Raw genomic sequence first — 13,843 nt, 5'->3', positions numbered from 1 at the left:
ATGGACCGGCGCGGCGCGTTGACGATCGCCGTGGACGCCACCGGGGTGACGGTCGCCGACACCGGCCCTGGGGTGTCACCCCAGGACCGCGAGCGGGTGTTCGACCGGCTCGTCCGGCTGGACCAGGCCCGCGACCGCGGCGCGGGCGGCGCCGGACTGGGGCTGGCCATCGCCAGGGGATTCGCCCGCGCCCACGGCGGCGACCTCCATTGTGAGACGGCGCCCAGTGGTGGAGCAGCCTTCCGGCTGACCGGCCTGACCCCACTCTGACCCCCGCCCGACGACCTCCCGCCCGACGACGTTTCGTCGGCGAGGGAACCCCGGTGTCAGGCGAGCAGGTTCGCGACCCGTCCGTTGTGGCCGGGCAGGACCTTGCCGGGGTCGGTGCCGAGGACGTTCTCCAGCATCGTGGCGTAGACGTCGCGGAAATCGACCGTCTGCTTGAGATCGCCCGCGTCGAGGTCGGCGAGACTGGGTTCCGCGCCGTGGAAACCGCCCCGCACCCCGTTGCCGAGCACGAACAGCGGCCCGGCCGTGCCGTGGTCGGTGCCCTGGCTGGCATTGGCGGTGACCCGTCGCCCGAACTCCGAATAGACCATGACGACCGCCTGCTTGCCGCGATCGGTCCGGCCCAGCCGTTGCACGAACGGGGCCAGCGCGCCGTCGAGTTCGGTCAGCAGCCGTTGCTGCGTGTCGCGTTCGTCGGCGTGGGTGTCGAACCCGCCCAGCGACACCGAGTACGCGCGGGTCGGGACCCCGGCCTCGATCAGCCCGGCGACGACATCGAGCTGCGCGGACAGCTCGCCCTTCTTGGCCTTCCCCTGCTGGTCCTGGTGGCTCGCGCCGCCCAGCACCCGGACCGCGTTGTGCAGGTCGGCCACCGAGTGCGCGGCCTTGGCCTGCCAGAAACCCTCACCGGGCTGGGCGCCGCCGAGCCCTTCGAACGACTGGCCGAGCTTGCCCGGCGGCAGCGCGAGTCCCCCGACGGGCAGGGACGCCGCCGCCGTCTGCGCGCCCGCCAGCAGCGGTGGCAGCACGGGCTCGACCGACACCGCGCGCAGCGGGTCGCTCCCGGAGGCGTCGAGCCAGCGGCCGAGCCAGCCTGTCGGCACCGAGGTCTCCGGGGACGCGGTCTGCCAGATCGCCATCGACCGGAAGTGACTGTGGTCCGGTTTCGGATAGCCGACGCCTCGCACGATCGCGAGCTCTTTGTTGTCCCATAAGCCTTTCAACCCCTTCAGCCCGGGGTTGAGACCGAGCCCCTCGCCGAGGTCGAGGACCTCTTCCGGCTTGTACGCGAGCTCGGGCCGGGCGTTTTGATAGGCACTGTCACCAGCGGGGATCACCGTGTTCAGGCCGTCGTTTCCGCCGTAGAGCGTGACCACGACGAGCACACCGGCGTTCGGATCGAGAGGGGTCTGCGCGGCGGCGGTCATCAGCTGCGACCAGTCGACCTGCGTGGCGCCCGCGGCGAGCGCGCCGGCCGCGGTGACCCCGCTGGCGACGAGAAACCTGCGTCGAGTCAGCTTGTTCATCGTCCTACCCGCTCACAACGTACTCGGGGGCACATGCAGCCACAGTGGACAGTTGCCTGACGTCTCCGGCGACCCCGGCCAGCGCGGCCCGGGTCCGGTCTGACCATCCGTCGACGCCGAGAGCGTCGGCCAGCACCGCCGGCCGGTCGCGGGCCGCTTCCAGCCCGCCCAGGTCCGCGTGCTCGGTGACCAGCTGCGCCAGGTGAAGGCGAGCGACCCCGGCCGACGTCGTCAGCCACGCACCTCCGGCGGCCCAGCCACCGACGCTCGGCGGCTGGAACGGCACCTGCCCCATCCCGCGAAGCCCGGCCAGCAGCTGGCCCTTCGTCTTGTCGTCGAAGTCGGCCGGCCGGACTTTCAATGCCCGCAGCAGCCCGGCCAGCCACTCGACCGGCTGTTTCACCAGCGACGTGGCGCTGTCCCGGAACGCGGGTTCGGCGGCGATCGCCTTCAGCAGCGCGCGGACGTCGCGGGCGCCGCCGTAGGCCGCGACCAGCCGGTTCAGCACGTCGGTGGGAGGCGGCGCGGCCGAGACCAGCCGGAACCACACCCGGCCGACCACGAACCGCGCCGAGTCCGGCCTGCCCAGCACGAGATCCACAAAGGACTTCGCGTCGAAGTCCCCGGTGCTGCCGAGGATCTGCTTGGTCTTGTCGTCGTGCCGTTTCGGGACCAGCTTGGCCGTGGTGGTGTCGCGGCCGGCGGTCCAGCCGGTCAGGGCGCGGGCCGCCTCGCGGACGTCGTTCTCGTTGTAGTGCCCCACGCCTAGCGCGAATAGCTCCATGAACTCCCTGGCGAGGTTCTCGTTGGGGGAACCGGCTTTGTTCTTGCCGCCATCGAGCCACAGCAGCAGCGCGGGATCGACGATCATCGCCTGCGCGAGCTGCGTGAAGCTGCCCAGAGCGAGGCCGCGTTGGGTCTGGTTCTGGGTCAGCATCAGCTCCGGGCTGCGTACCTTCTGCTCGCTGGTCGCGAAATGCCCGTGCCAGAACCAGGTCAGCCGTTCGACCGAGGCGACGTCGGCAGCGACCATGCGATCGAGCCACCACAGTCCCACGTCGGTGGCCTGCGTCTGAAGCTGTTTGTTCGCCTGCTGCTTGGCCGTCTTGTCGGCCTTGTCCTGTTTCTTCGGCCGAGCGGGCGGCGCGCCCACCTGAGGCGGCGGTGTCGCCTTCGCGCCCGCGTCGTCCCCGCCGCCCAACAGCCTCGACAGCGTCTCGTCGAAGCCGCGGTCGAGGTCCCCGGCCCGCGGCCCGAAGCCGAACCGGTCGTGGAGCCGCCGCACCGCCGCGCGTTCCGTGAGTGCCACCATGAGCCGATCGTCGCGTGCGGTGACGTCCGGCGGCGACCTCGTGGCGCCTTCCTTCAGCAGACCCACAGCTGGACAGGCCGCTGTCCAGGACGTCGCGCGTGCCCAGACCGTGCATGCCGGGTGTGATCAGCCCGCTTCGCTGAACGGCGCGCCGCACTCGCCGCACGTGATCTCGCCCAGCTCGTACACGGATCGGGCGATGCGGAAACGGCGGGGTTTGGGCCCGCAGCGACAGACGACGGGAATGTAGTTGCCGCCGCCGCGGTGCGCGCCGCGGCCGTCGACCGGTCCGAGGTTGATGCGGGGGAGCGGGGCCGGGTGGCGGCGGCGGGGGAGTGTGGAGCCGGACGACTTCGGCTTCGCTGTGCCGCCAGCCCGTCAGCGCGTCTTCGAGCAGCGTGAGGTGGTCGCGATACGCCGAGACGGTCGCGGCCGGGACGCTGGTCTGCGACCAGCCCGTGCGGTCCTCCTTGCCGACCTCCATGCCCATTTCCGTGGCCAGCGCGACGAACCTCTTGTTGTGGTAGCGCCCGTCGCTGACGTCGACGATGTCGCGGGTGACGGCCAGGCCGTGCGCCGCCTCGTGCAGCGTGGTGCCCATCGTGCCGGAAGCCAGCACGAGCACGGCTTTTTAGTTGCCCCTGAAGGCCACCATCACGGCGTTAGACGCCGTGATGGTGGCCTTCAGGGGCAGTCGCTACTTAGCTGGGATCCTGCGCGAGCTGGGTGGCGAGGACCGCGTTGGCGACCTGGGTGCAGTCGTCCGCGGTGATGCCCCCGGTGCCCGCCTGCGCCAGTGCGGAGCAGGACGAGTTGAGCGCGGCGCCGACGTCCTTGAAGGTGGCGCTGGGGGTCAGCGTGTTCTCGACGCCCCACCAGATCTGGACCGACTTGTCCAGCCCGAGCCCCTTCACGGTCTGCCCGTTGAACGTGTCGCCGTCGGTGATCAGGTAGTCGGTCTTGTTGACGACCCCGTCGTTGATGTGCACGTCCGGGTTGTCGGTGGTCCAGCCGGGACCGTTGACCATGTCGGGCTGCGCCTTCTTCGACGAACGCGGGTCCTTCATGTTCCGGATCGCGCCCAGCGAGGAGCCCGAGCCGAGCAGCCAGCGGTTGGCGCCGGTGTCGTTGGGGTCGTTGGACGTGATGCCGATGAACTTGCCGAACACGTCGGAGAGGCCCTCGTTGATCGAGTCCGCCTGGCCGCCGCTGAGACCGGACGTCTGCTGCGTGACGCCGTGGGTCAGCTCGTGCCCGGTGATGTCGTCGGTCGTGACGCCTTCGCCGAAGGCCATCTGCTCGCCGTCCCAGAATGCGTTGGCGTACGGGCACTGGCCCTGGACGCAGATGCGGACGGTGCCGCGCAGCGCCTTGCCGGTGCCGTCGCCGTAGTCGGCGCCGATCAGGCCGGTCAGGTCCGTCGCGACGTACTTCGAGTAGAAGTCGGACGCCTGCCCGAAGAAGGTGTAGACGTTGTTGACGTCGGCGACGCTGGATTCCGCGCCACCCTCCGCGCGGTCGACCTTGAACGAGGTGCCGCATCGCACCGAGTCGTTGCTGCCGCCGACCACGGTGCGGTTCGCGTCGCAGACGTCGCGGTTCACCGCTTCGCGGGTCTCCGACCAGGACGCGAGGACCTGCCGGCTGCGCGCGTCAACGACCTCGGTCCACTTGTCCTCGAGCTGTTTGCCGTGGACGACGACCTGGTAGGTGGGCACGGCGACCGATTCGCCGCGCGCGCCACCGAGCGTGGCGTCGTACCAGTACGGCTTGGCGGCGTCGGCGCGCAGCCCGCTCGAAGGCAGGCCGGTGCGCTTGACGACGTCGCCGATGGCGGCGGCCGCGGCTCCGGCGTCACTCGCGGGGAACTGCCCCGTGGTCTTCGCGGTGGTCTTACCGTGCGTGGCGATGACCTGGCCCGCGCGATTCAGGGTCTTCACGATCTGGCCGCCGAACACCGGCACGCCGGCGAACTCCTGCTGGTAACGCTGGACGCTGCCGAATGGCATCGCCGTCGAGCGCGCCTGCAGCAGCGAGGGCTGCGCGGTGATGGCCTGAGCCGGAGCACTGAGCACGGTGGTCGCCAGTACGACGGCTGCCGCACCGGCAACCACCGCACCTGTAATGACTCGATTGCGTGACACTCACGTACCTCCACAAAAGTTTTGGTCACTTGAAGTGATCTTTACGGAGGTTCACATACCCGTACGGGTGGCCACACCGTCAGAAAGTAGGTAATTCACCAACATCACGACGGAAAGTGCGCTCTGCGCCGGAACGGCCGAAACGGGCTTTCTGTCCGCCTTGTCTTGTCCCGGCAGTGCTCGGCGTCGCGGTGGTACTGCTGAAAAAAACGTCGGCGCCCGGTCTGAACGAGGTGACAGGAACCGGCCGGGTAGCCGCTCGGTGGGGGATCATTCTGGGAACGTGGCCTCGTGAGATGTCCGGGCCAGAGCCCCCGACGAGAACGTGAGGTTCCGATGCGCAGAAAGCCGATCGCCCCGCTGGCCGCGGCACCGGATTTCATCGGCGACGTCGATTACGTCGATGTCTACCGCAACGCGGACAACTTCCCCAACGTGGCGCGGGTTTGCGTGCAGGGACTCGCCTTCGTCACCACCTCGTCCGGCCGGGGCGAGTCGGCGGGGGCCGCCCCGATCATCCGGGTCGCCGACTGGGACAGCTTCTGCGCCGAGAAGAAGAAAAAGCCCGGTTCGTGACCCAAGGCCGTCCATCGCGCTCGGCTCCGGCACGGTGGACGGCTGGTGTGAGATGCTCGCGTCGAGTGTGAACCGGTGATGCGAGAGGTGACGAGCGTGACGATCTGGACCGACGTGGTCAACTTTGTCCGGGCCCGGCACGAGGTGCTGGAAGAGTCGGACACCTGGCTGCGTTTCCGTCTGGGCCTCGAGGGGGACCGCACCCAGCAGGTCTCCGTGCGCAAGCTGCCCGAGGTCGGCGGCACGGCGTGGATCGAGATCTCCTCGCCGGTCGGCTGGGCGAAGTCGATCGACACGGCGAGCCTGCTCAAACTCGCCGGCACGGCGCCCGTCGGCGGCGCCGCGGTGGTCGACGGCGTCGCGCTCCTGAAGCACGCCATGCCGCTGACCGACCTGGGCGTGCGGGAGGAGTTCGAGCCTCCGCTCAGGCTGCTCGCGACCCAGGCGGACGCCTTCGAGCAGGAACTGACCCACGCCGACGAGTTCTAGATCGTTGACCGGTGTTTCGGTGCTGGTGGCGACACGTGTGCCGGGGTGCGTGATCACGTAGCGAAGGGCGTCCATGATCGGCGTTGCAACCCAACATCGACCTTGGAGGCCGAGTGGATGCCGACTTGGACACCCTTCTGATCACACTCTGCGTCGAGCTGGAAGATCGGATCATCCCGGCGCAAGGAACCCGCCGCCGGGGACCGGGCCGCCCACCAGTGGTCACCGACGCGGAACTGGTGTGGCTGTCGGTGGCGCAGGTGCTGTTGCGCTACAACGAAGAACACCACTGGTTACGGGCCGCCCCGTCCCGGGTGGGGCACTTGTTTCCCCGGCTGCTGCGGCAAAGCGAGTACAACGAGCGGCTCAAGAATGTCGCGCCCCTGATGGAGGCAGGGCTGCGGTGGCCGGCTGTCGACTACGCCGACTACACGGCGCAGCAGAAGATCGCGGTCGCGAAGGTCACGCTCGCCCGCGCCGCGTTGTGCGGCACCACCAGCAGGTAAACACCGTGTCTCGGTGCGAACCGGCAGGCATCATCATGGCCGGTCACGATCCGAGGCTCAGCAAAGCGACGAACGCGACCGGGAGCACCGCGATCGCGGTGACGGCGACGATCCACCCCCGGCGACGAGCCCGTCGTGCCGGTCCGAACGCCGCCACCGCGGCGGCCACGGCGACCACGACGGGCCAGGCGTAGAGCCCGTACCTCAGCGGTGCCATCAGCAGGAACAGGAAAAACACCGCGGTGCCGTCGAGGTGGGTGCTGCCCGACAGGCCGATCCAGCCGATCAGCATCATCACGATCGCCAGCACCGGCCAGGCGATCAGCCCGTGCAGCGCGCCGGTCATCGCCTGGTGCCGCCTGCCCGGCACGGTCAGGTCGGTGGCGGGCAGGTCTGAAACGCGCGGTTCGTTGGCCATGCCTGCAGAGCCTGCCGCTTCCACGGCGTCGGCGGATCCGTGCAACTACTCAACTCGCCGGCGGGTGGTCGGATCGTCACCGGCCTGTCCGGGGCCCATGACGGCGAGACCTCGATCCCGTTGCGCGAAGCGGCATTTCGTGGCCTGTGCGGCAGGCCGATAGCGTCGAATTCATGGAGTGGAATTTTCAGACAGCAGAAGAGCTCGCGGCTGCGTTGCGCGCCGGTGAAGTGACGTCGGTGGAGTTGACCGACGAGGCGATCGCTCGGATCGAGCGGGACGACAAGGTGATCAACGCGGTCTGTGTGCCGGACTTCGACCGTGCGCGGGCCGCCGCCCGCGACGCCGACCAGGCGCGCGCCCGCGGCGAGGATCGGCCGCTGCTCGGTATTCCGGTGACGGTCAAGGAGTCCCACGACATCGCCGGACTGCCCACGACCTGGGGAATGCCGCCGCACGAGAACTTCGTGCCTGACGAGGACGCGGTACAGGTGTCACTGCTCAAGGCCGCCGGCGCGGTGGTGCTCGGCAAGACCAACGTGCCGTTGGGACTGCGAGACATCCAGAGCTTCAACGAGATCTACGGCACCACCAACAACCCGTGGGATCACGACCGCACAGCGGGTGGATCCTCCGGCGGATCGGCGGCGGCACTGGTGGCCGGGTTCGGTGCGCTGTCCATCGGCTCTGACATCGGCGGCTCGTTGCGCGTTCCCGCGCATTTCTGCGGCGTCTACGCACACAAGCCGACACTCGGGCTGGCGGCGAACCGCGGTATGGTCCCGCCGACCGCGCCGGCTTTGCCGGTCGACCTCGACCTGGCCGTCGTGGGTCCGATGGCACGCAGCGCCCGCGACCTCACGCTCCTGCTCGACGTGATGGCCGGACCGGATCCGCTGACGCTCGGCGTGGCGCACGATTTGACCCTGCCGCCCGCGCGTCACCAGCGGCTCCGCGACTTCCGGGTCTTGGTCCTCGACGATCACCCGCTCATCCCGACCGGGGCCGCCGTGCGGGCGGGCGTGCACCGGGTGGCCGACGCGCTCGCCGATGGTGGCGCTCGCGTCGAACGGCACAGTCAGCTGCTTCCTGAGCTGACCGAAGCCGCGATGATCTACGCGCAGTTGCACTTTTCGGGCGTCGCCGGAAGTCTCCCCGCCGAGGTGTACGAGCAGCTGCGGACCCGCGCCGCCGGACTGAGCGCGGACGACCATAGCCTTGACGCCGCGCGGCTGCGCGGCGTGACGTTCAGCCACCGCGACTGGCTCGAGGCGACCAACCGTCGCGAACTCCACCGCCACGGCTGGCGGCAGCTCTTCGCCGAGTTCGATGCCGTGGTGTGCCCGATCACGCCCACTCCCGCGTTCCCGCACGACCACAACCCCGATCTGCTGGAACGGCGGATCGACATCGACGGCGTCGAGTACCCGTACCTCGACCAGCTCGTCTGGGCCGGTCTGGCCACCATGCCCGGCCTGCCCGCCACCGCCATCCCAGCGGGCCGGTCCGCCGAGGGCCTGCCGGTGGGAGTGCAGCTCGTCGGTCCGATGTTCGAGGACCGCACCCCGCTGCGGCTGGCCGAACTGCTCGAGCAGGAGATCGGCGGCTTCCAGGCGCCGAAGTAGGTCGTCGCCGCGCTCGGGTGCCTGACGGTTCTCAGAACGCGTCTGAGAACTGTCGCAGTAGCCGCCGCTCGAAGCCTCGGGCGCCTGTCCTTCGAAGCCGCCTACCCTCCACAAAGGACGAAAAGTCTACCCATTCGCCCGTTTCATACCGCCACGACCGTTTCACACGTGCCCCTGAAGGCCACCATGACAGCGTTAAACGCCGTGAAGGCTCCCATCAGGGCACACGGCAAACCTGAGGTCGCGACTGAAGGGGGGACCTTCGCTCAACTCAACCTTGCAAAAGTCCCCTTCACCAGGACAGACCGCGTGAAAGTCCCCGTCAGTCACGCGAGAAGGCACGCCGCGCCCATGGCCAACAGCCACCAGTGCCCGCTGAGCGCGACGAGCAGTAGCCCGAGCACACCGGCCAGGCCCGGCGCGGCGAGCGCCGCTGTCAGCACGGATTTCGGCGCGGCGACGCCGGAGCCCACCAGCCGCAGCGGGCCCGACGCGGTCCTCGTCCGTGCCGCGGATGCCGTCGGAGTAGCTACCTGGACGAGCCTCGCTACCACCCGTTCTGGGACGCGGCCGACCGATTTTGATGCCTCTGAAGGCCACCATGAGGGCGTTAGAGTCTCTCATGGTGGCCTTCAGAGGCATCTGTCAATGCCCTGCCAGTAGCGGAGCGAGCGCGTTGATGAACGACGGCAGCGTCCGCCAGATCTCGGGCGTGTAGAAGTGCCCGCCGGGCAGTTCGACGTGCTGGTAGCCCCCGCGCGCCAGCGCCCGCCACTGCTCGGCCGTGTCCGCGACGATCACGTCGTCGTCGGCCCCGGTCAGCACTTGCAGCGGCACGCTCACCCCGGTGCCTTCGGTGTAGCCGAAGGTGTCACGGACTCGGATGTCGGCGCGCATCAGTTCCAGCGCCATCTCCCGCAGTTCGGGGTCGTCGAGGACGTAGCCGGGCAGCAGTCCGTTGGTGCGCATCCAGTCGAGCAGTTGCTCGTTCGTGTCGTGCTGGGCGGGGAATATGTCCCGCGGTGTCAGGCCACGGCTCGGCGCGTTCGCCGACGAGACGACCAGCGCCTCGGGCAGCCGACCGTCGCGCTGTTCGAGCCGGTTGGCGACGTCGAAGGCCATCCAGCCGCCCATGCTGTGTCCGAACAGGACATAAGGGCGCACCGTGGCCGCGGCGAGTACGGCCGAGGTCGCGTCCTCGGCGAGCGCGTCCCAGTCCTCGGCGTAGTCGTCGAGGAACCGGCCGTCCCGGCCGGGGTAGCAGATGGTGGCCAGTTCGACGTCCGGCGGGAGCACGTCCGCCCATGGCAGGTACGGGCCCGAGCCGCCGCCGCAGAACCCCAGGCAGACGAGGGTTCTCGTCGCCTGGGGGTTCGGCTTGGCGCAGACGACGATGTTGTGGAGGTTGTCCATGGTCGGGTCCTTTCAACCGGCCGCGAGCACGGAGACGTGCCGGGCGAGGTCGGACAGTCGCGGATGCCGGTAGACGTCCTTGGTGGACACCGGTACCCCGAAGTTCTTTTTCAGCCGAGCCACCACGCGCAGTGCGACCAGTGAATGCCCGCCGAGCGCGAAGAAGTCGTCGTCGGCACTGATCCGGTCCCGGCCGAGCACCTCCGACCAGACACCCGCGATCAGTTCCTCGACCTCGCCGGACGGCTCAACCCCGACGGCCGTGGCTTCCGGTGCGGGCAGCGCGGCGGTGTCCAGCTTGCCGTTCGGAGTCAGGGGCAGGGCGTCGATCTTGACGAACTCCGCCGGGATCATGAACTCCGGCAGGGCCTCGGCGGCGGCATCCCGCACGGTGTCGTCGGCGGCGACGTAGTAGGCGACCAGCCGTTGTCCGATCGTTTCGTCGTCGCGCAGCAGCACCGCCGCGGCGGTCACTCCGGGACAACGCCGCAGCACCGACTCGATCTCGCCGAGCTCGACGCGGTAGCCGCGCAGCTTGACCTGGCGGTCGACGCGCCCGGTGAACTCCAGGACGCCTTCCGGTGACCAGCGGACCTGGTCGCCGGTCCGGTAGAGCCGGGTGCCGGGTTCGCCGAACGGGTCGGCGACGAACCGCTGCGCGGTCAGTCCCGGCCGATCGAGATACCCCGCGGCCAGCCTGGGGCCGGACAGGTAAAGCTCGCCGTTTTGGACCGGCCGGAGCGACTCGTCCAGCACGTGCGCCCGGATGCCCGGCAGCGGCGTGCCGATGTGCGGGCCGCCGACCTCGGTGATCCAGGTCGCCGTGGCGTCCACCGTGCATTCGGTGGGGCCGTACAGGTTGAGCGCTTCGAGGTTGCCGTCGGCACTCGCCGCGGCGAGCTCATGCCAGACGGGTTCCGCGATCGGCTCCCCGCCGACGAACAACCGCAGGACCCGGCCGTCCGCGCTGCCGGGCAACAGGTGCTCCCGCAGCACCGTCCAGTGCGAGGGCGTCAGGTCGAGGTCGGTGACCGCGCATTCGTCGAGCCAGTCCACCAGCCGCGCGGGGTCCGTGCGGTGCTCCTGGTCGAGCACGATCACGGTGTCGCCGCGGCACACGCGGGCCCACTGCTGCACCGAGGCGTCGAAGGACATGCTGGCGTTCCAGGCGACGACCCGCTGGCACGGTGCGTACATCCCGACCCGCTCCAGCGCGGTGACCAGCGACGCGACCGCGCCGCGGTGGGCCTGGACGCCCTTGGGCTTGCCCGTCGAACCGGAGGTGTAGATCACGTAGGCCGGGTCCAGCGCGGATACCGCTATGTCCTCCGCGGCCGTCGCCTCGGCGTCCGGTGCGAGGACGTCCACAGTGGACGGAAGCCAGGTGGGAGTGCCGGTCGCCAGCAGGACACTGATGCCTGAATCCTCGGCCATGTAGGCGAGGCGGCCGGCCGGATAGCCGGGGTCCAGCGGCACGTACGCGGCACCGGTGCGCCAGACGGCGAGCAGCGCGACCACGAGGTCGACGCTCCGGCCGAGGCTGACGCCGACGCGGTCACCACGGCCGATGCCGCGCGACCGCAGCGCGCCTGCCAGCGTTGCTGTGCGGCGGTCCAGCTCGGCGAAGCTCAGTTTGGCTGCCGTGTCCCGGACCGCGATCCGGCCGGGATCGCGGCGGACCGCCTCCTGGAAGCGGGCGAGCAGGTCTTCCGACATCAGCGGACCGCCTTCTCGGCGGGCTGCACGGTGGGCGCGCAGTCGACGACGTCGACCGGCTCGCCCATCGCGACCACGATCTTGCGGTTGCCGCGGAACGGGTCCCGGCCGTGCGTGCACAGGATGTTGTCGACGAGCAGCAGGTCGCCCGGCTGCCAGCGCTGCCGCATGGTCGCCGACTCGTAGGCGGCGTCGAGCGCGGCCATCTCTTCGCGGGTCAACGGGGTGCCGTCGCCCAGCGCGGTGTTGAACGGCAAGTCGTCGCGGCCGAACTCGTCGATCAGCGTCTCGCGCAGCTCCTCGTCGAGTGACCACTCGTTCCAGAACGCCAGGTGGTTGAACCAGACTTCGGCGCCGGTGACCGGGTGGGTGATGACCCCGGGACGCCGCTGGCTGGTCCGCAGGTGCCCGTCGTCGTGCCACTGGCAGGAGATCAGGTTCTCGGCGCAGTAGCGTTCGACGTCCTCGGGCGTCTTCGCCGCGAACGCGGTCTGCCAGTCGATGGAGATGTGCTCGGAGTAGCTGCGGTTGAGCAGCCAGCCGTGTGCCCGCATCTTCGCCACCAGTGACGGCGGCAGCGCGTGCAGCACCTTTCGGCAGTCCGCGACGGGTGTCGCACCGCCCTCGGGCGGGGCAATCAGGCAGGAGAACATCAGCAACCCGGGAAACGTCAGGGTGTAGCTGTTCTCGTTGTGCATCCGGATTGCCTGCGCCGCGGGCAGGTCGGTCGACGAGAAGACCCCGTTCCCGAAGTCGCTGCGCGGGGTGGCCTTCTCGCGGTAGGGCGTCCGCGCCGGCATGAGCGTGTCGCGGACCTGACCGAAGTCCTCGACGCTCGTGATCGGCAGGCCTCGCAGGTACACCGCGCCGTGCTCGTGCAGCGCGGCACGCAGGGCCGGTGCCGCCTCGGTCAGCCAGGCCTTCGCCGAGGCGAGGTCGGTGAGCCCGGCCACCTCGGTGGTCGCCGGTACACCGGGCTCGACCGCCCAGTCGAGTGCTAGGAACTCTTTGACGCCAACGGAACCCATCACGCGTTTCCTTTCCCGTCGCTCGCGGCCTCGGCACGATCCACAGTGGACCAGCCCGGTTCGCTCGTGAGCCGACGCTAGGCGGCGGACGGTCCACCCGAAGGCAGCCGAAGCGGCAGTGCGGCGGCAGTTTTCGCCCGGCGCGCGTTCTCGCCGCCTTCCTGCCGCCGCAACTGCCGGTCCGGCCCGGCGGGCGAACCTAGGTTGTGAGCGCGGCCCGACCCGATGTCCAGCTGAGAGTTGACGATGACGACGGAACTTAGCCCGGTGGCGGTGGTCAGCAGTACGGCCTCCGACGCGCACACCTGGAACCTCGTGTACCTGCACCTGCTGCTCGAGGAGCTCGGCTTCACCGTGGAGAACCTCGGCGCCTGCACTCCGGACGACCTCGTGGTCGCCGAATGTGTGCGCCTGAATCCGGATCTGGTGGTGATCAGCAGCGTGAACGGACACGGTTACCAGGACGGCCTCCGCCTGGCCCCGCTCCTGCGGGCCGAACCCGAGCTCGCCAGGACCCCGCTGGTCATCGGCGGCAAACTCGGCATCGACGACGCCCGCGGGCTCGGCTGGGAGACCCGGCTGCTCACGGCCGGGTTCGACCGGGTCTTCGGCGACGGCGGCATCGGCGAGTTCTGCCGGTACCTCAGCCTCGTGGCCGTCCGGCAGGTGTCATGACCATCCCGTTCGGGCGTTTCGTCGCCCGGGAGCACGCGGCGGGCAGGCTGGTGGTGCAGCCGAGGATGGGGTTCTCGACGCCGTCGGCCATGCGCGCCGGGCTGATCCGCACCAGGGAAGCGGCCGCCTGCACGGTCGGGACGTTGACGCTGGACAGCTACACCCGCGTCGGCGACAACGCCGCCGCCGCCAAGGCGCTCGCCGAAGGGATCGGCCTCAACGGCTTCCCGATCATCGCGCATGGCCCCGCGGTCACCCGCGACGTGCTGGACGGCCTGGACTTCCCGGTCCAGGTGCGGCACGGGTCCGCGCGGCCCCAGGAGATCGTGGCGACCCTGATCGCCGCCGGTCTCGACGCCACCGAGGGTGGCCCGGTGTCGTACTGCCTGCCCTACAGCCGCACCCC

At 69.7% G+C, this 13,843-nt stretch carries 13 protein-coding genes and 2 pseudogenes; 7 read left to right on the top strand and 8 right to left on the bottom strand.

The annotated features are described in order from the left end of the window. Positions 1-270, top strand: a 270-nt coding sequence (locus tag QMK34_RS23860) for an ATP-binding protein (protein ID WP_326416512.1), incomplete at its 5' end; no start/stop codon positions are given. 56 nt (positions 271-326) lie between these two features. On the opposite strand, the gene QMK34_RS23855 is transcribed toward QMK34_RS23860, so the two are convergent. From QMK34_RS23855 to QMK34_RS23845, 3 genes are all read right to left on the bottom strand, one after another. Further along, positions 327-1,535: a DUF1501 domain-containing protein gene (locus tag QMK34_RS23855; protein WP_326416511.1), complete on the bottom strand. Its 1,209-nt coding sequence runs from the start codon at positions 1,533-1,535 to the stop codon at positions 327-329. 4 nt (positions 1,536-1,539) lie between these two features. After that, positions 1,540-2,847: a DUF1800 domain-containing protein gene (locus QMK34_RS23850; protein WP_326416510.1), complete on the bottom strand. Its 1,308-nt coding sequence runs from the start codon at positions 2,845-2,847 to the stop codon at positions 1,540-1,542. A 701-nt stretch (positions 2,848-3,548) separates the two neighbouring features. Continuing rightward, entirely contained in the window at positions 3,549-4,961 is a 1,413-nt protein-coding gene (locus QMK34_RS23845; RefSeq protein ID WP_326416508.1) for a M4 family metallopeptidase, read from the bottom strand. A 366-nt stretch (positions 4,962-5,327) separates the two neighbouring features. On the opposite strand from QMK34_RS23845, the gene QMK34_RS23840 reads away from it, so the two are divergent. The 3 genes from QMK34_RS23840 to QMK34_RS23830 all read left to right on the top strand — a co-directional run bounded on the left by QMK34_RS23840 (position 5,328) and on the right by QMK34_RS23830 (position 6,562). After that, the gene (locus QMK34_RS23840) at positions 5,328-5,567 is read left to right on the top strand and encodes a hypothetical protein (protein WP_326416506.1); all 240 of its coding nucleotides are present in this window, start codon (positions 5,328-5,330) and stop codon (positions 5,565-5,567) included. Between the two features lie 96 nt (positions 5,568-5,663). Next, the gene (locus QMK34_RS23835) at positions 5,664-6,056 is read left to right on the top strand and encodes a hypothetical protein (protein ID WP_326416504.1); all 393 of its coding nucleotides are present in this window, start codon (positions 5,664-5,666) and stop codon (positions 6,054-6,056) included. 125 nt (positions 6,057-6,181) lie between these two features. Further along, positions 6,182-6,562, top strand: a complete 381-nt coding sequence (locus tag QMK34_RS23830; RefSeq protein WP_326416502.1) for a hypothetical protein — start codon at positions 6,182-6,184, stop codon at positions 6,560-6,562. 43 nt (positions 6,563-6,605) lie between these two features. Here QMK34_RS23830 and QMK34_RS23825 read toward each other — a convergent pair whose 3' ends face one another. Beyond that, complete coding sequence (locus QMK34_RS23825; protein ID WP_326416500.1) at positions 6,606-6,980, bottom strand: hypothetical protein; 375 nt, start codon at positions 6,978-6,980, stop codon at positions 6,606-6,608. Between the two features lie 173 nt (positions 6,981-7,153). Here QMK34_RS23825 and QMK34_RS23820 point away from each other — a divergent pair, with 173 nt between their 5' ends. Continuing rightward, positions 7,154-8,605 carry an amidase gene (locus QMK34_RS23820; RefSeq protein ID WP_326416499.1) on the top strand — a complete coding sequence of 484 codons (1,452 nt, stop codon included), beginning with the start codon at positions 7,154-7,156 and terminating at the stop codon, positions 8,603-8,605. 332 nt (positions 8,606-8,937) lie between these two features. Here the strand turns inward: QMK34_RS23820 and QMK34_RS23815 are convergent. The 4 genes and pseudogenes from QMK34_RS23815 to QMK34_RS23800 all read right to left on the bottom strand — a co-directional run. Continuing rightward, a pseudogene (locus tag QMK34_RS23815) lies at positions 8,938-9,133 on the bottom strand (1,4-dihydroxy-2-naphthoate polyprenyltransferase); the annotation flags it as partial. A gap of 117 nt (positions 9,134-9,250) precedes the next feature. After that, on the bottom strand, positions 9,251-10,018 hold the full coding sequence (locus QMK34_RS23810) for a thioesterase II family protein (protein WP_326416497.1): 768 nt from the start codon (positions 10,016-10,018) through the stop codon (positions 9,251-9,253). A 12-nt stretch (positions 10,019-10,030) separates the two neighbouring features. Beyond that, on the bottom strand, positions 10,031-11,734 hold the full coding sequence (locus QMK34_RS23805) for a non-ribosomal peptide synthetase (RefSeq protein WP_326416496.1): 1,704 nt from the start codon (positions 11,732-11,734) through the stop codon (positions 10,031-10,033). Beyond that, entirely contained in the window at positions 11,734-12,762 is a 1,029-nt protein-coding gene (locus QMK34_RS23800; RefSeq protein WP_326416494.1) for a TauD/TfdA family dioxygenase, read from the bottom strand. Before QMK34_RS23800 ends, QMK34_RS23805 begins: the two co-directional genes overlap by 1 nt. Before the next feature lie 246 nt (positions 12,763-13,008). On the opposite strand from QMK34_RS23800, the gene QMK34_RS23795 reads away from it, so the two are divergent. Further along, the gene (locus tag QMK34_RS23795; protein WP_326416493.1) at positions 13,009-13,437 is read left to right on the top strand and encodes a cobalamin B12-binding domain-containing protein; all 429 of its coding nucleotides are present in this window, start codon (positions 13,009-13,011) and stop codon (positions 13,435-13,437) included. Then, a pseudogene (locus tag QMK34_RS23790) lies at positions 13,434-13,843 on the top strand (methylaspartate mutase); the annotation flags it as partial. The gene QMK34_RS23795 and the pseudogene QMK34_RS23790, both read left to right, overlap by 4 nt.

Source organism: Amycolatopsis sp. H20-H5 (assembly GCF_035828755.1).
Lineage (GTDB): Bacteria > Actinomycetota > Actinomycetes > Mycobacteriales > Pseudonocardiaceae > Amycolatopsis.
The sequence above is the reverse complement of the archived record's forward strand: the minus strand, read 5'-3'. Positions and strand labels throughout refer to the sequence as shown.

Bases quoted from the DNA above. Each gene is read 5' to 3' on its own strand.
- QMK34_RS23855 (WP_326416511.1), bottom strand. From the start codon at position 1,535: ATGAACAAGCTGACTCGACGCAGGTTTCTCGTCGCCAGCGGGGTCACC.
- QMK34_RS23850 (WP_326416510.1), bottom strand. From the start codon at position 2,847: ATGGTGGCACTCACGGAACGCGCGGCGGTGCGGCGGCTCCACGACCGG.
- QMK34_RS23840 (WP_326416506.1), top strand. From the start codon at position 5,328: ATGCGCAGAAAGCCGATCGCCCCGCTGGCCGCGGCACCGGATTTCATC.
- QMK34_RS23825 (WP_326416500.1), bottom strand. From the start codon at position 6,980: ATGGCCAACGAACCGCGCGTTTCAGACCTGCCCGCCACCGACCTGACC.
- QMK34_RS23820 (WP_326416499.1), top strand. From the start codon at position 7,154: ATGGAGTGGAATTTTCAGACAGCAGAAGAGCTCGCGGCTGCGTTGCGC.
- QMK34_RS23810 (WP_326416497.1), bottom strand. From the start codon at position 10,018: ATGGACAACCTCCACAACATCGTCGTCTGCGCCAAGCCGAACCCCCAG.
- QMK34_RS23805 (WP_326416496.1), bottom strand. From the start codon at position 11,734: ATGTCGGAAGACCTGCTCGCCCGCTTCCAGGAGGCGGTCCGCCGCGAT.
- QMK34_RS23800 (WP_326416494.1), bottom strand. From the start codon at position 12,762: ATGGGTTCCGTTGGCGTCAAAGAGTTCCTAGCACTCGACTGGGCGGTC.
- QMK34_RS23795 (WP_326416493.1), top strand. From the start codon at position 13,009: ATGACGACGGAACTTAGCCCGGTGGCGGTGGTCAGCAGTACGGCCTCC.